General features: G+C 72.3%; 18 protein-coding genes. 14 read left to right on the forward strand and 4 right to left on the reverse strand.

Annotation, left to right across the window (positions count from 1 at the left end; all coding sequences use genetic code 11):
* Nucleotides 1–19 precede the first annotated feature (19 nt).
* The 13 genes from ACGFZ2_RS15205 to ACGFZ2_RS15265 all read left to right on the forward strand — a co-directional run bounded on the left by ACGFZ2_RS15205 (nt 20) and on the right by ACGFZ2_RS15265 (nt 13,073).
* Complete coding sequence (locus ACGFZ2_RS15205; RefSeq protein WP_393453765.1) at nt 20–955, forward strand: thiamine pyrophosphate-dependent dehydrogenase E1 component subunit alpha; 936 nt, start codon at nt 20–22, stop codon at nt 953–955.
* The gene (locus ACGFZ2_RS15210) at nt 948–1,928 is read left to right on the forward strand and encodes a transketolase C-terminal domain-containing protein (RefSeq protein ID WP_357462199.1); all 981 of its coding nucleotides are present in this window, start codon (nt 948–950) and stop codon (nt 1,926–1,928) included. The genes ACGFZ2_RS15205 and ACGFZ2_RS15210 overlap by 8 nt, the downstream gene beginning before the upstream one ends.
* Entirely contained in the window at nt 1,925–2,686 is a 762-nt protein-coding gene (locus ACGFZ2_RS15215; RefSeq protein ID WP_357462198.1) for an SDR family oxidoreductase, read from the forward strand. The genes ACGFZ2_RS15210 and ACGFZ2_RS15215 overlap by 4 nt, the downstream gene beginning before the upstream one ends.
* A 40-nt stretch (nt 2,687–2,726) precedes the next feature.
* Nucleotides 2,727–4,049 carry a hypothetical protein gene (locus ACGFZ2_RS15220; protein ID WP_393453768.1) on the forward strand — a complete coding sequence of 441 codons (1,323 nt, stop codon included), beginning with the start codon at nt 2,727–2,729 and terminating at the stop codon, nt 4,047–4,049.
* Nucleotides 4,046–4,345, forward strand: coding sequence for a YciI family protein (locus ACGFZ2_RS15225; RefSeq protein WP_393267310.1), 300 nt, complete (start codon nt 4,046–4,048; stop codon nt 4,343–4,345). Before ACGFZ2_RS15220 ends, ACGFZ2_RS15225 begins: the two co-directional genes overlap by 4 nt.
* Nucleotides 4,345–5,922: a hypothetical protein gene (locus tag ACGFZ2_RS15230; protein ID WP_393453771.1), complete on the forward strand. Its 1,578-nt coding sequence runs from the start codon at nt 4,345–4,347 to the stop codon at nt 5,920–5,922. The genes ACGFZ2_RS15225 and ACGFZ2_RS15230 overlap by 1 nt, the downstream gene beginning before the upstream one ends.
* A 170-nt stretch (nt 5,923–6,092) precedes the next feature.
* On the forward strand, nt 6,093–6,470 hold the full coding sequence (locus tag ACGFZ2_RS15235) for an SCP2 sterol-binding domain-containing protein (protein ID WP_393453774.1): 378 nt from the start codon (nt 6,093–6,095) through the stop codon (nt 6,468–6,470).
* The gene (locus ACGFZ2_RS15240; protein ID WP_393267318.1) at nt 6,467–8,530 is read left to right on the forward strand and encodes a glycogen debranching N-terminal domain-containing protein; all 2,064 of its coding nucleotides are present in this window, start codon (nt 6,467–6,469) and stop codon (nt 8,528–8,530) included. The genes ACGFZ2_RS15235 and ACGFZ2_RS15240 overlap by 4 nt, the downstream gene beginning before the upstream one ends.
* 101 nt (nt 8,531–8,631) lie before the next feature.
* Nucleotides 8,632–9,201: a TetR/AcrR family transcriptional regulator gene (locus tag ACGFZ2_RS15245; RefSeq protein WP_393454406.1), complete on the forward strand. Its 570-nt coding sequence runs from the start codon at nt 8,632–8,634 to the stop codon at nt 9,199–9,201.
* A 10-nt stretch (nt 9,202–9,211) separates the two neighbouring features.
* Nucleotides 9,212–9,568, forward strand: coding sequence for a hypothetical protein (locus ACGFZ2_RS15250; protein ID WP_350704599.1), 357 nt, complete (start codon nt 9,212–9,214; stop codon nt 9,566–9,568).
* Nucleotides 9,569–9,652: 84 nt separating this feature from the next.
* Nucleotides 9,653–10,642: an ABC transporter ATP-binding protein gene (locus ACGFZ2_RS15255; RefSeq protein ID WP_393453778.1), complete on the forward strand. Its 990-nt coding sequence runs from the start codon at nt 9,653–9,655 to the stop codon at nt 10,640–10,642.
* On the forward strand, nt 10,639–11,433 hold the full coding sequence (locus ACGFZ2_RS15260) for an ABC transporter permease (RefSeq protein ID WP_393453781.1): 795 nt from the start codon (nt 10,639–10,641) through the stop codon (nt 11,431–11,433). The genes ACGFZ2_RS15255 and ACGFZ2_RS15260 overlap by 4 nt, the downstream gene beginning before the upstream one ends.
* 236 nt (nt 11,434–11,669) lie before the next feature.
* A complete protein-coding gene (locus tag ACGFZ2_RS15265; protein WP_393453784.1) occupies nt 11,670–13,073 on the forward strand; it encodes a hypothetical protein in 1,404 nt (467 codons plus the stop codon).
* Nucleotides 13,074–13,179: 106 nt separating this feature from the next.
* Here ACGFZ2_RS15265 and ACGFZ2_RS15270 read toward each other — a convergent pair whose 3' ends face one another.
* From ACGFZ2_RS15270 to ACGFZ2_RS15280, 3 genes are all read right to left on the reverse strand, one after another.
* Nucleotides 13,180–13,710: an SRPBCC family protein gene (locus tag ACGFZ2_RS15270; RefSeq protein WP_393453787.1), complete on the reverse strand. Its 531-nt coding sequence runs from the start codon at nt 13,708–13,710 to the stop codon at nt 13,180–13,182.
* Nucleotides 13,711–13,797: 87 nt separating this feature from the next.
* Nucleotides 13,798–15,048 carry an N-acetylmuramoyl-L-alanine amidase gene (locus tag ACGFZ2_RS15275; protein ID WP_393453790.1) on the reverse strand — a complete coding sequence of 417 codons (1,251 nt, stop codon included), beginning with the start codon at nt 15,046–15,048 and terminating at the stop codon, nt 13,798–13,800.
* Nucleotides 15,049–15,373: 325 nt separating this feature from the next.
* Nucleotides 15,374–16,354, reverse strand: coding sequence for a DMT family transporter (locus ACGFZ2_RS15280; protein ID WP_393453793.1), 981 nt, complete (start codon nt 16,352–16,354; stop codon nt 15,374–15,376).
* Nucleotides 16,355–16,379: 25 nt separating this feature from the next.
* Between ACGFZ2_RS15280 and ACGFZ2_RS15285 the strand changes: the two genes are divergently transcribed.
* Nucleotides 16,380–17,786 (forward strand): PLP-dependent aminotransferase family protein, encoded by a 1,407-nt coding sequence (locus ACGFZ2_RS15285; protein ID WP_393453796.1) that lies wholly within the window; start codon nt 16,380–16,382, stop codon nt 17,784–17,786.
* A 72-nt stretch (nt 17,787–17,858) separates the two neighbouring features.
* On the opposite strand, the gene ACGFZ2_RS15290 is transcribed toward ACGFZ2_RS15285, so the two are convergent.
* The gene (locus ACGFZ2_RS15290) at nt 17,859–18,311 is read right to left on the reverse strand and encodes a hypothetical protein (protein ID WP_393453799.1); all 453 of its coding nucleotides are present in this window, start codon (nt 18,309–18,311) and stop codon (nt 17,859–17,861) included.
* Nucleotides 18,312–18,358 lie beyond the last annotated feature (47 nt).

The following is an 18,358-nucleotide window of genomic DNA, read 5'->3' on the forward strand; positions in this document are numbered from 1 at the left end:
AACTACCACTGGGGGTGTGATGGGTCTGCCGGACGACTATCGGCTCATGGCCCGGATCCGCCGGTTCGAGGAGCGGCTGTCCGCCCTCAAGGACGACGGCGAGATCCCGGGCTCGATCCACCTGTGCAACGGCCAGGAGGCGATCCCGGTCGGCGCCTGCCGGCCGCTGCGCGACGGCGACCACGTGACCGCCACGTACCGCGGTCACGGCTGGGCCATCGCCCGGGGCGTGGACCTGGTGGGCCTCTTCGCCGAGATGATGGGACGCGACTCCGCCCTCTGCGGCGGCCGGGCCGCCTCGCCGTACCTGTCCGACCCGGGCCGGTGGTTCATCGGCGAGAACTCCATCGTCGGCGCGGGCGTGCCCGTCGCCGCCGGCGCGGCCCTCACCGCCCAGCGGACCGCGAGCGGCGCGGTGTCCGTGGTCAGCATCGGCGACGGCGCGATGAACCAGGGCAACGTCCACGAGGCACTCAACCTCGCCGCGGTGCTCGACCTGCCGCTGGTGCTGGTCGTGGAGAACAACGTCTACTCCGAGATGTCCCGCATCGAGGACATGGTGCTGGTCCGCCAGCTCGCCGAGCGGGCCGCCGGCTACGGCATCCCCGGCCGGGTGGTGGACGGCAACGACCCCGACGCCGTCGCCGAGGCGGTCGCCGAGGCGGTCACCCGGGCCCGCGAGGGGTCCGGACCGTCCATCGTCGAGGCCATGACCGAACGGCTGGTCGGCCACTACAGCGGCGACGTGCAGCACTACCGGCCGGCGGGCGAGGTCGCCGCCGCCCGGGAACGCGAGCCGCTGGCCCGGATCCGGCAGGCCGCCGACGCCGCGCTCACCGCCCGGCTCGACGCGATCGACGCCGAGGTCGCCACCGAGGTGGAGGCCGCCGTCACCGCCGCCCGTGCCGTGCCGTTCCCGGACCCGGCGACCGTCAAGGAGCACGTCCATGTCTGAGTCCCTGCGCTACATCCAGGCCGTCAACGCCGCGCTCACCTGGGCGCTGGACAGCCGGGAGGACACCGTCTACTTCGGCGAGGACGTCGCCCTGCCCGGCGGGCCGTTCGGCGCCACGAAGGGGCTGCACAAGCGGTTCGGCTCCGCGCGGATCTTCGACACCCCGATCTCCGAGACCGGGTTCCTCGGCATGGCCCTGGGAGCGGCGATGACCGGCCTCCGGCCGATCGCCGAGATCATGTACGCCGACTTCTCGTTCGTGGCGATGGACCAGTTCGTCAACCAGATCTCCACCATCCACTACTCCAGCAACGGCCGGTGGAAGGCGCCGCTGGTGATCCGGATGCAGCAGGGCTACTCGCCCGGCGCCTGCGCCCAGCACTCGCACTCACCCGAGGCGTACTTCGCGCACACCCCCGGGTTGCGGGTGGCCCTGCCGGCCACGCCCGACGACGCGTACCAGATGCTGCGCACCGCGGTCGTCAGCGACGACCCGGTGGTGGTCGCCGAGGCGCGCATGCTCTACCCGACACGCGGCCCCGTCCGCACCGACGCCCCGGTCGAACCGGTCGGCGGCGCCCGCGTGGTCCGCCCGGGCACCGACGTCACCGTCGTGGCGTGGTCCCGGATGGTCTCGGCGTCGCTGGACGCCGCGGGCCAGCTCAGCGAGGAGGGCATCGAGGCCGAGGTGATCGACCTGCGCTGGCTCAACCCGCTGGACTTCGACACCGTCGCCGCCTCGGTGGCCCGCACGGGTCGGCTGGTCGTCGCCCACGAGGCGAACCTGACCGGCGGGTTCGGCGCCGAGATCGCCGCCCGGGCCGCCGCGGAGTGCTTCGCCGACCTGCGCGCCCCGGTCGCCCGGGTGGCCACCCCGGACGTGCCGATGCCGGCCGCCCCGGCCCTGCAGGCCGCCGTGATCCCCGAGGCGGCCGACGTGGTGGATGCCGTGCGCCGCACGGTCACGCGATGACCGCTGACACTCCGCCGGCCGGCCTGCTGGCCGGCCGGCGGGTGGTCGTCGTCGGCGGCGCCTCCGGCATCGGCCTGGCCACCGTCCACGCCGCCGCCGCGGCCGGCGCGGCGGTCGCGGTGCTGGACGCCGACGGCGACGGCGCGGCCGGGGCCGCCGCCGCGGCCCGGCGCACCGGGGCGAGCGCCAGCGCCCGCCGGGTCGACGTGACCGTCGAGGCCGAGGTCGCCGCCGCGCTCGACGACGTCGCCGCCGAGTGGGGCGGGATCGACGCCGTGCTGCACGTGGCGGGCGTCATGCGCGGCCAGGGCCTCGACGTCCGGGAGGTCACCGCCGAGCTGTGGGCGCAGGTGATCGCGGTCAACCTGACCGGGCCGTTCCTCGTCGCCAAGCACGCGGTGCGGCACCTCACCCCGGGCACCGGTGTCCTCGTGCTGGTGGGCTCCAGGGCGGGCGTGCAGAACGGCTCCGGCTCGGTACCCTACGGCGCGAGCAAGGGTGGACTGCACGGCCTGGCGCTCACATTGGACCGACAGCTCCGTCCACAGGGGATCCGCGTGCACACGCTGTGCCCCGGCGACATCGACACGCCGCTGATGCGACGGTCGCTGGACGAGGCGCGGACCAACGGGACCGACGCCGGCCGGGTCGCGGAGATCGAGGCGGCCCTGGGCCGTCCGGAGGACGTGGCGTCCGCGCTGGTCCTGTTGGCGTCGCCGGTCAGCGACGGTGTGGTCGGCACCGTCCACACCCGCTGAGCAGCCCGCCCGAGACCGGCGACGACGTGGAGGTGGCAAGGTGATCGGCATCATCGGTCCGGAGGACTCGATCCGGCTCGTGCAGGAGGTCGCCGCGGGCGAGGGCCGCGCCACGGACCTGACGGCCCGCACGTACACCCGGCCGGAACAGGCCCTCGAGCTGGCCCGCGAACTCGACGAGCTGTGCCAGGTGCTGCTCTTCACCGGGCGCATCCCGTACGCGTTCGCCGCCGCCGCCGGCGACCTGCGCGCCGAGATCGACTACATGCCGCACGCCGGCATCGACCTCTACCGGACACTGTCACGGATGCTGCTGGCGAGCGGCGGACGGCTGCCCACGGTGAGCGTGGACACCATCGAGGCCGACATCGTCCGCGAGACGTACCACGACATCGACCTGACCCCGCCGACCGAGATCCTGCCCATCGCGGACTCGTCCGGCCTGCTCTTCTCCGGCCTCGACGAGATCACCGCCTTCCACCGCGAGCGGTACGCCTCCGGCGCGGTCGAGGCGTGCCTGACCTGCCTCGGCGCGGTGCACCGCGACCTGGCCGACAGCGGGGTGCCGGTCTGGCGGGTGGAACACACCCGCGCCTCCGTACGGGACGCCCTGCGCCGGGCGTGGCTCGCCGCGGAGGTACGACAGTCCCGCGCCACCCAGATCGCGGTGATGATGATCGAGCTGACCGAGCCCGCCAGCCGCCAGCAGGACCTGTACCAGATGGAACGGGAGCGGCTGCGGCTGCGCGAGGCGTTGCTCGAACATGCCGAGCGGATGCGGGGCAGACTGGGCACGATCGACGACCGGACGCTGCTCATCACGACGACCCGCGGCACCGTCGAGAGCGCCATCGCCCGGCACCGGGCCGGCCACGCCTCCCTGCTGACCCTCCGCGGTGTCGACGTCGAGCACACGGTCGGCTTCGGTGCCGGCACCACCATCGCCGCCGCCGAGGACAACGCCCGCAAGGCGCTGGCACTCGGCCGCGGCAGCGGCGACACCCACGTCGTCTTCCCCGACGGGCAGATCTACTCCAGCCGGGAGAGCCCGGTGAAACAACGGCTCCGCGAGACCGCCCCCGAGGTCCTGCGGATCTCCGAACAGCTCCGCCTCGGGCCGCTGTCGACCCGCCGGTTGCTGGACGCGCTGCACCAGATGGACCCGAACCAGGTGACCGCGCGGGCCCTGGCCGACGCCTACGGGGTGGAGGCGCGCTCGGCGCGCCGACTGCTCAAGTCGCTGCGGGCCGCCGGCTTCGCCGAGGAGGTCGGCGTGCACGTCAGCACCGGCGCGGGCCGGCCGCAGACGGTCTACCGGGTGGCGATGCGGCGGCTGCTCGAGGCCATCGGCGGTGAGGCGTGAGGTTCGAACCGACCTTCCTGGTCACGGCCACGTTCGCCGCGGACGCCGCCACCCGCCGGGAACCGCACCGGCAGGCCCACCTCGCCCACGTCGAGGCCCTGCTCGCCGACGGCACCGCCCTGCTCGCCGGGGCCCGGGCCGACCTCGGCGCTTCCGTCCTCGTCCTGCGGGCCGCCGACGCCACGGCCGCCCGCAGCCGTGTCGAACAGGATCCGTACTGGCAGCACCGGGTGTGGACCGGCATCGAGGTGGTCGACTACCTCGCCGTCACCCCGCAATCCCTCGGGAGGTCTTGATGTCGCAGTACCGCCAGATCGCCGGAGTCCGGGTGCAGGGCGCCGCATCCGCGCCCTACGCGGCCCGGCTGTTGGGCGAGGCGTGGGGTGAGACACCCGAGGGGGTGCCGGTCCGCTTCGAGGCCGACCCGGCGCGGCCCGAGGGCGGCTACCGGATCGAGGTACCCGAGCAGGGCGAGATCCGGCTCAGCGGCGACCCCTTCGCCGGCCTGGTCTACGCCGCGCGGGAGCTGCTCGCCCTGGCCACCCCGGCCGGCGTGCCGGTGGGCGTCCGGGAGGGCGCGCCTCGGCTGCCGCTGCGCAACCTGTGGACCTGGGACCACTCCACCAACTGGGACCTTCGGCAGCTCGGCCAGCAGGAGATCGGCGCGCTGAACCCGTACGCCAAGCCCGCCGACGCGTTCGGCGCCGACTACCGGCGGCTGGTCGACTTCTGCAGCCGGGAGCGGATCGGCGGCATCGTGGTGTACGGGCTGCTGCGCGACGCCCACGGCGGCGTCGAGGCGGCCCGCGAGCTGTGCGAGTACGCCAACGCCCGAGGCGTACGGATCATCGCCGGGATCGGCGTCAACGCCTACGGCGGCATCTACTTCGACGGCCGGCACCGCTACAACCTCGCCACCTGGCTGCGGCAGCGCCCCGACCTGGCCGCCGAGCTGCCGAAGAAGGTCGGGTTCGACATCGACGACTTCGGCGACCTGCACTTCCCGGCCAGCGAGTACATGATGGCCGCCTGCCCGTCCCAGCCGGACAACCTGGCGTGGCACCGGGAGGCGGTCGACTGGCTGCTGGACACCCTCCCCGTCGGCGGCGTCAACTTCGAGACCGGCGACTACGGCAGCTGCGCCTGCGCCAGGTGCGCGGCCCGCACCGGCGGCGAGCGCACCTCCTGGTCGTACGAGGCCATGCGGTCGGTCTACCCGACCCTGCTCGAGACCGCCCGCCGCACCGGGCCGGCGGGGGTGCCGCTGCGGCACCTCGTCGAGGTCTACTGGGACAACATCTTCGACCTGGAGGCCCAGAAGCCGCTGGCCGATCTGCCCGACGACGTGGCCTACCAGTACTGCGTCAACCGGGGCTTCTGGCACGACAACCGGGACCGGCTCACCGCCGACCACGTCGACGGGCTTCCGCACACCACCAACGTGCTGCGCACCCACGCCGGCTCCCAGTGGAACCGGCAGCGGCACTCCTGGGTGCCCGACCTGTACGCCGACATGGCGACCCGGGCCGCCGGGGCGGGCATGCGCGGCCTGACGATCTTCGCCGAGGCGTCGGCGTACCACCCGACCAACGAGATCAGCTACCTGGCGTACGCGCGCTTCACCTGGAACCCGGACCTGGCCTGGGCGGACTTCTGGCGCGCGGAGGTGGCACCGCGGTTCGGCGGCGCGGCCGAGGCCGAGGCCTTCCGCGCCGGCGCGGCCGTGCTGGACGACCCCACGGTGACGTCGGACGCCCTCGGCGCGGTTCGCGGCGACGCCCTGGCGATGGTCGCCGCCACCAGCGGTGACGTGCAGCGCCGGTGGCTGTGGCTGGCCGAGCGGGCGGCCCGTCACGCCCACTCCGCCGGCTGACCTGCCGGACCCCGCCGGCGAAGCAGCGGTGCGGCCGGGCGACCGGCCCCCGCTGCGCGGCGGGTACACCGCCGGCGACTTTCACCCGCTTCGGGTGACGGCCGCTCACCACCGGGCGTTCCAGGCTGTACGAACAGTGCGGCTCGCGGGGGTGTTGGAGGAGGCTTCTGATGGGGGACCCGACCGCCGACTTTCTCGGCCGGCTGGGCCGGAGCCCGGGCACGCCGATCACAATGAAGGCCCGGGGCACGATCCGGCTGGACGTCGAACGCGATACGGGAGCAGATGTCTGGTTCGTCACGCTGTGCGACGGCACGACCCAGGTGTCGCGCCAGGAGCAGCGGCCGGACCTGGTGATCCGGGGCCACCAGACGCTCTTCGACCGGCTGGTCCAGGGTCGGGCGCAGCTCTACGCGGCGCTGATGCGTAACGAGATCAACGTCGAGGGCGACCTGGCGCTCCTGTCGTCGTTCGAGCGGCTGCTGCCCGGCCCCGAGGGCGCCCACCACCCGCGCGACTTCGTCCGTGCAGGAGGACAGGGTTCATGAGCGAACGAGGCGTCAGCATCCTGGACGGCAACACGTTCGTCGTCAGCGACGAACGTGGCGACCTGCACCCGTCGCCGACCTTTCCCACCGGGCTCTTCTCGTTCGATACCCGGTTCCTGTCGAAATGGGTGCTGACCGTCGACGGTCAACCGCTCAACGCCCTGTCTCGGGACGACCTGCAGTACTTCGAGACCCGCTACTTCCTCGTGCCCGGCGAGCCGACCCACTACGTCGACGCGAAGGTCTCGGTCATCCGGCAGCAGCAGATCTGCCGGGAGTTCAGCGAACAGTTGACGGTACTCAACCACGACACCGAGGAACGGCACCTCACGTTGCGGGTGGAGATGGCCACCGACTTCGCCGACCTGTTCGAGATCAAGGACGTGCGGCAGAAGACCGGGAAGACCCTGACGAGCGTCGAGGACGGTCATCTGCGGTTCCGTTACGAACGAGGCACCTTCCACCGTGAGACGATCATTTCGAGCACTTCGCCGGCGCGCGTCGACGAAACGGGGATGACCTTCGACCTCCGGATCGCACCGCGCGGCAGGTGGAGCACGGAGCTGCACGTCTACCCGATCGTGCGCGGCGCGCGGGGCCTCGACATCCGGGCCAGCCTGGACGCCCACCAGGGGCGGGTGAAGCCGCAGCTGCGGCAGGACCTCGACGACTTCCTCGTCCAGACACCACAGCTGGTGTGCGACCACCGGTCCCTGCAGACGGCGTACGAGCGCAGCCTCACCGACCTGGCCGCGATGCGGTACTCACCGCTCGCCTTCCCCCGGCGGTTGCCGGCCGCGGGGCTGCCCTGGTTCATGACCATCTTCGGCCGCGACAGCATCTTCATCAGCCTGCAGACGCTGCCGTTCGTGCCGGAACTCGCCTCGACGGTCCTCCGCGACCTCGCCTTCCAGCAGGGCAGCAAGCTGGACGATTACCGGGACGAGGAACCCGGGAAGATCGCGCACGAGTTCCGCTACGGCGAATCGGCGGCGTTCGAGGAGCAGCCGCACAGCCCCTACTACGGATCGGCGGACTCCACCCCCCTGTACGTGATCCTGCTCGACGAGTACGAGCGGTGGAGCGGGGACGCCAGCCTGGTGCGACAGTTGGAGCTCGAGGCCCGCGCGGCGCTGAACTGGATCGACGAGTACGGCGACATCCTGGGCAACGGCTACGTGTCGTACCAGCGGCGGAACACCGTGAACGGCCTGGAGAACCAGTGCTGGAAGGACTCCTGGGATGCCGTCTCCTACCGGGACGGCCGGCTGCCCGGACTGCCACGCGCGACCTGTGAGCTGCAGGGGTACGCCTACGACGCGAAGCTGCGCGGCGCCCGTCTGGCCCGGCAGTTCTGGAACGACCCCGCCTACGCCGACCGGCTGGAAGCCGAGGCGGCCGACCTCAAACGGCGTTTCAACCGCGACTTCTGGATCGAGGAGGGGGAGTACTACGCGCTCGCCCTCGACACCGACGGCAAGCCGGTCGACGCCATGTCGTCCAACATGGGCCACCTGCTGTGGAGCGGCATCGTCGAACCGGACCGGGCCCAGAAGATCGCGCAGCACCTCCTCGGGCCGAGCATGTTCTCCGGGTGGGGTGTCCGCACCCTGGCCGACAGCGCGGCGCGGTACAACCCGGTCGGCTACCACGTCGGCACGGTCTGGCCGTTCGACAATTCGATCATCGCCTGGGGGCTGTGGCGCTACGGCTTCCGCACCGAGGCCGGCCAGATCGCCGAGGCGGTCATCGACGCGTCGCAGTACTTCGGCGGGCGGCTGCCCGAAGCGTTCGCCGGCTACGAGCGGCCCCTGACCAAGTACCCCGTCGAATACCCCACCGCCTGCAGCCCGCAGGGCTGGTCGGCTGGAGCGACCCTGCTGTTCCTCCGTACGATGCTCGGCCTCAATCCGCACGAGGACCACCTCGCGGTCGATCCCGCCCTGCCGGCCGCGATCGGCCGGATCGAACTGCTCGACATTCCGGGGCGTTGGGGGCGCGCCGACGCGTTCGGCCGGAGCGGGGTCGACAGCCGGCGTCGGGCCAGGGCTCGACGGTAGGGACGGAACAGGGGCCTCCTCAGGCGGCAGGAACCAGCTCGGCCGAATTTAGGAACGATCGTTCTTGACTGGTCGTTCCTAAACCCGCTACTGTGGCTGACATGGGGAGACCACGTGGGTTCGACGAGGATCAAGCTGTCCAGGCGGCGGTAGGAGTTTTCGCCGAGCGGGGATACGACGGCACGTCCGTCGACGACCTGGTGGCCAGCCTCGGCGTCCATCGCAACAGCCTGTACAAGACCTTCGGCAGCAAGGGCGGGCTCTACACCAGGGCGCTGCGCTGGCACGTGGAGCACCAGGTGCGACCACTCGTCACGGCCCTCGCGGCGGCTGGCGACATCACCGAGGCGATGCATCGCGTACTCGCCGCCGACACGGCGAAACCCGGCTTCGACCTGCTCCTGAGGGCCGCGGTCGAGCGCGCCCCGGTCGATCCCGAGGTCGCCGAAGTGGTCGCCCAGTGCCTGCGGGAGATGGACGAGGCCCTCGGTCGCGTCCTGATCGCCGAACATCCGGGCGCCGACGGAACCGCTCGCGTCGAGGCACTGACCACCGCGCTGACCGCCACCGTACTGGGTCTGCGCCTGCGGGCCAGGGCCGGCACCTCCGATACGCAAACCACCGAAGCCGGCAGGGCAGTGGCCCACCAGCTCAGCCAGCACGAGATCTGAGGAGACAGATATGGCACGTGTGTACGTCGACGGCGAGGCCCTCGTCGTGGAGATCGAAGGCATGGACAAGCTCTGGGCACTGAAGAGCCGGCTCACCATCCCGCTGGTCAACGTCAGGGGCGCGACCGCCGACCCGGGGATCGTCAAGGAGCCGAAGGGCCTGCGAGCGCCGGGAGCCCACCTCCCCGGGGTCATCGTCGCGGGCACCTTCCACCACGACGGCGAGCGGGTGTTCTGGGACGTCCGCGATCCAGCGAAGGCCGTCGTCATCGAACTGACCGACGAACGCTACAGCCGCCTCGTCGTCCAGGTCAGCGACCCCCACGCCACGGTTCGGCTCATCGAAGAGGCCACGCGGACGCCCTGACCAGTCCGTCCGTCGCTTCCCGGCCGGTGGCCGCTCCGGCGGCCACCGGTCCCTTTTTCACCCCACCTCGAACGGCGATGCCTCATGCCCAAGATCCAAAAGCTGGTTCCCAGTGACCACGACAAACCGCTCACCAGCATCACGAAGACGTCCGACGGCGTGCGGGTGCAGGTGCGCAACCTCACCAAGCGGTTCGGTGCCGTCCCGGCGGTCACCGACCTGAGCTTCACCGTGGAGCCCGGGCGGGTCACCGGCTTCCTCGGCCCGAACGGCGCCGGGAAGTCGACCACCCTGCGAATGATCCTGGGACTGGTTCGGCCCACCTCCGGCGACGCGCTCATCGGTGGCCGACGGTACGTCGACCTGCCGCAGCCAGCTCGTACCATCGGCGCGGCCCTGGACGCGTCAAGCTGCCATCCCGGAACCAGCGCCCGGGACCACCTGCGGATCTACTGCGACATGGCCGGGCTGCCGCTACGACGCGCGGACGAGGTCATCGAGGCCCTGGACATGTCCGGGTTCGCGGGCCGCAAGACCGGCCAATTCTCCACCGGCATGCGCCAGCGGCTCGCCCTCGCCACGGCCCTGCTCGGCAACGCTCCCGTGCTGCTTCTGGACGAGCCGACCAACGGGCTCGACCCCGGGGGGATCGCCTGGCTACGCCGGTTCCTACGCCAGCTCGCCGACGAGGGGCGCACCGTCCTGGTCTCCAGCCACGTGCTCAGCGAGGTGGAACAGATGGTGGACGGCGTGGTCGTGCTCAGCGGCGGGCGCCTGATGGCCGAAGGCACCCTCGACGAACTCGCTGCAGTGACCGTTCCCGCCGTCGTGGTCCAGTCTCCTGACGCCGACCTCCTCGCCGCGCGACTGGCCGATGCCCGGACGACCGACGGTCGCCCGCCCCGGATCGAGAACACCGGTCCGGGCACCCTCCGAATCCATGGCCTCAGCGCCGAACGGGTGGCGGACACCGCAGCGGGCGCGGGCCTGCGCGTGTACGGACTGACTCCGTGCCGCACCGACCTGGAGCAGGCATTTCTGCAGTTGACCGGGGAAAAGAGGACCACCCGATGAGCCACCTCGTCCGAGCCGAGTTCCGCCGGCTGTTCGCCACCCGCCTCTGGATCTGGGCGGTGGCCGCCGCGGTCGTCTTCGGCGGCGGCCTCGTCGGGCTGCTCACCATCATCGGCCCCGAGAACGTCAATCCGCCACTGCCCGGACTGGACACCGAGGCCGGCATCCGGGCGGTACTCGGCCTCGCCGGGCTCGGAGTGATCGTCCCTGCGCTGTTCGGCGCGACAGCGGTCACCTCCGAGTACCGGCACCGGACCATATCGGCCACGTTCCTGTTCGCACCCCGACGCCGGAGCGTGCTGGCCGCGAAACTCCTCGTCTACCTCGTCGCCGGGGTGGCCTACGGGCTGATCACCACGATCGCGGCCGGCATCGCGCTCTACGCCGGGACGGCGGTCCGGGACATCCCCACCGGCGCACCACTCGATGTCGTCGTCAGTCTGCTGCTGCGCCTGGTCGTGGCGATGGCGGCCTACACCGTACTGGGCGTGGGCATCGGCGCACTGGTTCGCAACCAGGTGCTCGCCTTGGCCGGCTTGGGCGCGTACCTCTACATGGGCGAGAACCTGCTGCTCTTCATTCCCGGGGTGAACACGGCCTACCCGTTCCTGCCCGGCGGTGCCACCGCCGCGCTGACCAACTTCACCGCGCTCACCCAGGTGGCGAGCGACACGACCGGAGCCGCACCGCAACTCCTCTCCCCGCAGGCCGGCGCGGGGCTGCTGATCGCCTACGCGCTCGCCGCCGCGCTACTGGCTATCGTCCTGCCCCTACGCAGGGACGTCGTCTGACCGGGGCGGACCATCGGACGAGCACGAGGCGTGCGGCGGGTCGGCACCCCCGGGCTTCCCCGCTCAGGGGGGCCGGCGCACGCCCCGCTGGTCCAGCCAGCCGTCAATGTCGAAACCCCGCGTCGCTCTCGGTCTGCCGTCGGCAGGCGCCGCCCTTGTACCGTCTTGGAACCGGTGCGCCCGCAGTCGCGTCGGGAACGGTGGTATCAAGGACCGACGTCAGCCAAGGAGGGGCAGTGCGGAGTTTCGCCCGTACATTCGTCGGCAACCTCGTGCTCTTCACCGTCTTCGGGGTGGCGGGGCCGATCCTGCTGATCTGCGGCGCCCTGGGCGTCACCGATGCCGGCGAGGGCGAACGGGGTGTCCCGCTGGCCTTCCTCCTCGTCGGGCTGGGGTTCACCCTCGCGATCCTCGTCAGCGCGTTCCTCTTCACCCGCAGGCACCACCCGGTCATCACCGACCGCGACCGCGTGTCCACGGCGCACCAGTGGGACGACGACACCCTCGCCATGTGGACCCCCCGCGCCCGGATCCCCATCCAGGGCGGCCGGCTGGCCACGGCCGAGGTGCGCGAGGCGGCACTCGTGTCGTACGGCGACGACTGGGAGGCGACGTACCAGTCCTACGGCGACCTCGACCCCGACGAGCCGAAGCCGCGCATCCGGCTCAGGCTGCGGGTCCAACCTGACGGCGGCGAGCCGTTCGAGTCGACGCACACGTGGCGGGTGCCGTCCCTGTGCCTGGCGGCCGTCACCGCGGGGCGACTCGTCGCCGTCGTCCATCCCGACATCCCCGAGGAGTTCGGCATCGACTGGCCGCGCAGCGCCCTGCTGTCGGGCGCCAGGACGTGCAGGCTGCTCGGTCTCGACGGGCGGCACGTCGAGCTGACCGGTCGCCCAGATCTCCTCCTGGAGCTGTGGCGGATCACCGGCACCGGCACCGGGACCGCGGGCCGGATCACCATGGACGGCGACACGATCGACCTGCGCCGCGTCGAGCCCGCCGTGGCGACGCAGCTCCAGAACCTGGTCGAGCGGGCCGCCGGCGGGTGGCCGGCGCCCGAGCCGGTGCCGGACGGGCAGGCCAGGTGGGTGGTCGACCATTTGCCCGCGGAGAAAGGGGCGTTCGGCGGCGTGGACCGCCGGTGGGCCCGCCACGGCGGGCACCTCGTCTGTGGCCGATTCCTGGAACTGCGGGGCACGAAGACCTTCCAGTACGCCGGCCCGGTGCTGGAGACCGTCCTGCGTGTCTTTCCCGCCGACGGCACCGACCCGATCGACCTCGGGAAGAAACTGACGGTGCCGATGGCCTACCTCGCGCTGCTGCACCGCACGAAGCAGCTCGTCGTGCGGGTCGGCCCCGACCGCCGGTCGTACGAGATCGACTGGGCGCGCACCACCCTCGCCGTGGGGGCGAGCCCGGCCGTCGTGATCGGACCCGACGGTCGTCGGTTCGACCTGACCGGTCGGTTCGACGCCCTGCTGGCGATCATGCGGCTGCTCGTGGCCAACCGGGTGAGTGTCTCCGGCAACGTCCTGGATCTCCGTGACCGCCGCCCCTCCGCTGTGGCGGCGCAGGTCATGGACGTGGTCCGTGCGCGTCCCGACCGGAATTCGCACCTGGACTTCCCGGTGCCGTAGAGCGGGCCGCACCCGCTGTGCCATCAGTGCGGCCCGCCCACCGCCGCGGCGGTGTTGCTCGACGTCGCCGAGGCCCGGTGATGGCCGGGCCGCGTCGTCGGAATGGTCAGCGCGGCTGCTCGGCGAGGCCCCGGATGCCCTGCAACGTGGCGGTCATGGCGTCCCGCAGGGCGGCCCGTCGGTGCTCGATGATCTGCTCCTCGTTCTCGGGGGCCCGGTCGATGACCAGGCTCACCCCGCTGCGGCCGGGGCCGATCCGGACGGACTGGACCAGCCGGCAGCCGTCACCCTCGGGAGCGAGCCGGAACTGCCAGGCGGCGGCCGGGCGCCGCAGGTCGGCGGGGCCGCCACCGAAGCGGTTGTCCGGGTCGAGCACCACCCAGCCGAAGACCTGCGGCTCGTCGAACCGCACGACGTGCGAGATGGTCCGCCACTCGCCCAGCGCGGGATGGTGGTTGTGCCCCTCGAACCGGGCGCCGAGCGCCGGCCCCCGGCTGCCGTCCAGCCATCGGACCCGGCGCAGCTCCGTACTGAACCGCGTGGGCAGCTCGATGTCGGTGACCAACTCCCACACCCGGGCCGGATCGGCCGCCAGGCGCAGGTCGCACTCCACCGTCGGGCCATCGACGTAGCGCACGGCGCCCTCCCTTGTGTCCTTCGGCTCTCCAGATCCTCTCACCGCGGGCACGTCGGCGAGGGGCCGCGCGGGTCCGGCGCCGGGAGGTCAGCACCGTGGCACGTTGGGGATGAAGCCGTCGTGGCCGGTCAGGACGTAGGCGTCCGAGACGTACCTGTTGGTGCCGATCCGGTTCCAGACGTTGGTGGTGCCGTAGGTGCCGGTGACGGTGGTGCCGACGGCCTGGCAGTAGATGCTGACCGTCGTGCCGTCGGCGACGGATCCGACGATGGCGTAGCCGGCGCCGGGCCCCGAGCGGACGTTGAGGCCGGCCCCTCCGGTGTTCACCGTGCCGGAGCCGATGCCGGTCTTCCCGTTCACCAACTCCATGTAGTAGGTCCAGTTCCAGTGCGGGCCCGGGTCGGTGTGGGTGGCCCCCGGCACCTCGTTGTGGCCGATGATGTGTGCCCGGTCCTTGGGGATGCCGTACTTGTTGGCCAGGTTGCGGGTCAGGGCCGCGGACGCCCGGTACATCGCGTCGGTGAACCAGGCGGGGTTGTCGACGTAGCCCTCGTGTTCGATGCCGATGGACTGGGTGTTGTAGGTCCAGTTGCCGGCGTGCCAGGCGATGTCCTTCTCGCGCACGGACTGGGTGACCGCCCCGTCGGACGAGCGGAACGTGTAGTGCGCGCTGGCCTTGGCGGCCGGGTTCTGGAACCAGCTGATCGATCCGGCGTAGCTGCCCTGCGTGACGTGGATGACGACGTACCTGACGGGGTGGCTGCCGGGCCGGCTGGCCACGGTGTAATTGCTGGGGCTGGCCGGCGCCCACGCGGCCGGTCCGTAGTCGGTGCTGAGGGTTCCGACCCCGTCCGCCGCCTGGGCGAGCACGCCCCGCTGCGGCGCGACCGGACGGCCGGGAACGGCCAACGCTTCGGGCTGTGCCGTCTCGAAGCCGGTTCGGAGCAGGTCGTAGACGGCGTCGGCGTAGAGCCGGGCGACCGCCGGGGTGCTTGCCCCGCCGTAGCGCGCGACCGAGCCGTACCACCTGTTGACGTCCTGGCGCTCGACGGCGGTCAGGCCGGCCTGGTCGGCGTAGGAGCGCAGGACGGCGGCGGCGCCGGCGACGTTCGCGGTCGGGTCGGCGCGTAGCGTGTCCCGGTCGAGCCGGGTCAGCCGGGCCGCCTCGTCCAGGGTGTGCAGGTTCGGGTTGCTGACCAGGTGCATGAGGCCGTAGCCGCCCGCCGCGCTCGGTCTGCCGCCATGCCCGTCGAGGCGCGTCTCGGCGTGGCCGAGGGCGAGGAGCAGATCGCGGGGAACGTCGTACCGTCGTGCGGCGGTGTCGAACGCGGTGGCCAACCGGCTTGATGCGGCCGAGCCCCGGTCCGGGTCGGCTGATGCCGGCGAAGCCGCCAGGACTGACTCACCGGACAGGACCAGAGTCGCGGCGAGCATGGCGCCGAGTAGCCCGTGCGTACGCCGTGAGGCGCGTCGACCAGTCACCTTCCACCCCTATTTGTGATAGATGGAGCTCGATGGATGGCCCGTAACATACCCCGCAGCCGACGGCGGTGTAAACGGTTTGCGGTGCCGGGCTTTCGGGGCGGCGGAATCCTTCATCGGCGGCGCGCCCGGCCGGCCCGCGCGCCGCCCTGCCGGGCGCGCCAGATGGCGCCGGTGCGCATCAGGTCGGATCCGGCGACGGGTGGGCTGCCGCCGCCACGACGGGTCTCGCGCCGGAACCGCCCGGCTCGCCCGTCGGCGAAGGAGCAGCGGTTCGGGTTCCGGTGCGGGAGCGCTGGGTCAGGACGACGCAGGCGAGCACCACGAACGCCGCGGCGACCGAGGCCGGAGCGACGGCCTCGCCGACCAGCAGCGCCGACCAGGTTAGGGTGAGGACGGGCTGGGCGAGCTGGATCTGTCCGACCTGCGCGATGCCGCCGCGGGCGAGGCCCGCGTACCAGGCGAAGAAGCCCAGGAACATGGAGACCGCGGTGAGGTAACCGAACGCCGCCCAGGCGACGGCGCCGGCGTGCGGTCGGTGGACCGTGGTGGCCGCGGCCGTGACGGGCAGGGTGACGGGCAGCGACAGCAGCAGTGCCCAGCAGATCGTGCGGGCGCCGCCCAGTTCGCGGGCGAGCGCACCGCCCTCGGCGTATCCCAGGCCGCACAGCACGACCGCCGCGAGCAGGTACAGATCCGCGAGGGACAGGGCGCCGCTGACCGCGCCGCTGACGATGAGGAACGCCAGGACCGCCAGCAGCCCGCCGATGCTCGCGACCCAGAACAGCGGCGGCGGACGCTCTCCGGCGCGCAGCACCGCGAACATCGCGGTCATGGCCGGCAGCACGGCGACGACGACCGCACCGTGCGCCGAGGTCTGCGTCGTCAGGGCCAGCGAGGTGAACAACGGAAAGCCGACGACGACACCGAGCGCGACGATCGACAGGCGCCGCCACTGACCTCGGCTGGGCCGCGGCGCGCCGGTGGATCTCAGGTACGCCCATGCCAGCAGCGCCGCGCCGACGGCCCGGCCGAAGGCGACGAACCAGGGGTCCAGCTCCTGCACGGCGACGCGGGTCATGGGCAGCGACATGCTGAAGGCCAGCACGCCCAGCGCTCCGAGGGCGAGCCCGACGGTGCGATCCGCTGTTACCGTGCTCACGGCAGTAGCGCTACTCTTGTCCTTCATGGGCAACGGTAACGCAGCCGAGCGTGTCATCCAAGATCTGCGCGCGCTCGTCGCCAGGGCCGCCCCGGGGGACCGGCTGCCGTCGGTACGCGAGCTGACCGCGCGCCACCAGGCCTCCCCGGTGACGGTCACCGAGGCGATCCGGCAGCTCACCGCAGAGGGACTGGTCGAGGCGCGATCAGGGCGGGGCACCTTCGTGGCCACCGCGCCCACGCGGCAGCCCGGGTCGGACCTGTCCTGGCAGACCGTGGCCCTCGGCCCTCGCCCACCCGGCGAGGAGGACATGCAGGCGTTACTGGCGCTACCGCCCTCGGACGCGATACCGCTGTCCGGCGGCTACCTGGACCCGGATCTCCAACCGGCCGCCGCGCTCGGCGCCGCGCTGGCCCGAGCCGCCCGACAGCCCGCGTCGTGGCAACGCGGCCCGGCCGAGGGACGCGAGGACCTGCGCGCCTGGTTCGCCCGCGCGGCCGGAGGCGGGCTGAGCGCCGGCGACATGGTGATCTGCCCGGGCGGACAGGCCGCGCTGTCCTCCGCGCTCCGCGCACTCGCCGCCCCCGGTGACACCCTGCTCGTCGAGTCGCCGACCTACCTGGGCGCGCTGGCCACGGCCCGCGCCGCCGGACTGCGGGTGGTGCCCGTCCCCGCCGACGCCGACGGCGTACGGCCCGACCAACTGGCCGCCGCGTTCACCCGCACCGGCGCGCGGTTGTTCTACTGCCAACCGCTGTACGCCAACCCCACCGGCGCGACCCTGGCGGCCCACCGCCGCGCCGAGGTCTGCGCCGCCGTACGCGACGCCGGGGCGTTCCTGATCGAGGACGACTACGCCCGGGACCTCGCCATCGACGGCGAGGCCACACCTCCACTGGCCGCCGACGACCCCGACGGACACGTCGTCTACCTGCGCTCCCTGACCAAGTCCGCCGCGCCCGGGCTCCGTGTCGCGGCGATCGGCGCCCGTGGCCCGGCCGGCGCCCGCCTGCGGGCAGGCCGACTGCTCGACGACTTCTTCGTGGCCGGCCCCCTGCAGCAGGCCACGATCGAGTTCGTCACCTCCCCGGTGTGGGCGCGTCACCACCGCACCGTGCGCGCCGCGTTGCAGGCGCGGCGCGCGGCACTGCTGGCCGCGCTGCGGCGGCACCTGCCCCCACTCGCCCCGCAGGTGGTTCCGCGGGGCGGCCTGCACCTGTGGGCCCGCCTGCCCGACGGCACCGACGACGTCGCGCTGGCCGCCGCTGCGGCCCATGAGGGCGTCGTGGTCTTCCCCGGGCGGCCGTGGTACGCCGCCGAACCCCCGGCACCACACCTGCGCCTCACCTACGCGGCCGCGCCACCCGACCTCATGGACGAGGCCGTCCGCAGGCTCTCCCGCGCGCTGGCGAGCCGGACGGCAGCTGCCTGACGCGTCCGGCCGGCGATCCCGTTCCCAGGCCCACAGCGGTCGGTCCACGCCGGCAGGACTCCCCGAGCATCCTCACGGCCGGTCCAACTCGGACAGGGGCAGGATCCGGGCCAGGAACGCCCGCAGGTCCCGTTCCTGGTGCCGCTGGGCCCACTCCATCAGGCGGGAGACCTCCGCCTGATACAGCCGGCCGAGCTCGCCGAGCGTGGACACGCAACTCGCCTCGACGGCTCCGCCCTCGTCCAGGTCGGCGTCGTGCACCGCGAACACGGCGACGCCGTCCGGCCGGGGAACGAGCTTCACGAAATAGGCGCCTTCCCAGAAGTAGAAATCCGCCTCCTCACCGCCGGCGGCCTCCCGGATCGCGGCCCGCAGCGAGCCGAGGAACGACAGCGGAGAGTCGGCCCAGTGCCGTTCGGGAAAGTCGTGGCCGTCGATGGTGATCCAGGTCTGGCCGTGCAGGTGGAGTTCGGGTGCACGTGCGTCGACCCGCAGGCTGTCCAACGGAATGTTGATCGCGAACATGCTCCGAGCCTCTGTCAACGAGCCGGCGGCCGGCGGCTTCGGCCGGA

The sequence above is a fragment of the Micromonospora sp. NPDC048063 genome (genome assembly GCF_043202855.1).
Lineage (GTDB): Bacteria > Actinomycetota > Actinomycetes > Mycobacteriales > Micromonosporaceae > Micromonospora.